Consider the following 505-nt stretch of genomic DNA (forward strand, 5'->3'; position numbering starts at 1 on the left):
TCCGCTCCTCTAGGAGGCGCGTGGCGTTCCGTGTCCGGGGTCTTGAGGTTCATCCCGCCCGGGAGCTGGATCGCGAAGCCTTCGAGTAATCCGTCTCCGGCCTTATTCGCCCTCTTCTTTCTCCCATTGTCTACTGCTTCCCTTTTCCTTGCGTTCCGCATGCGCCGAAGCGCCGTTGGGACAACTCGCTTGCTATATATGTTGACAACATGCATGCTTAAGGAGTATAGATGTTATTAGCATATAGAGGCGAGCTTGCGGAAGGAAGTGGGGCCTATGCCGAGAGACGATTGCGGCGGAGAGGGTGCGGCGCGTCAGCCGTGTTGTCGACGCCGCGGAGGCGGCGGCGGGGCGTTGGTCGAGCCTGCCGCCCTTGCAGCATTGCTGTATGCGGGCGGATATGGCTACGACATGCGCAAGGCGATCCTCGAGCGTACGAATGGCGAGGTGGATGTCGACGTAGGCGGCTTGTACCGGTCGCTCAGACGGCTCGAGGACGAAGGTG

1 protein-coding gene is annotated in these 505 nt (G+C 60.6%); it reads left to right on the forward strand.

Features of this window, described 5'->3' with window-relative positions; translation table 11 throughout:
* Nucleotides 1-276 precede the first annotated feature (276 nt).
* A partial coding sequence (locus HMPREF1023_RS15000) for a helix-turn-helix transcriptional regulator (RefSeq protein ID WP_009307356.1) occupies nucleotides 277-505 on the forward strand: 229 nt, incomplete at its 3' end.

It is taken from the genome of Eggerthella sp. 1_3_56FAA (assembly GCF_000185625.1).
GTDB lineage: Bacteria > Actinomycetota > Coriobacteriia > Coriobacteriales > Eggerthellaceae > Eggerthella > Eggerthella lenta.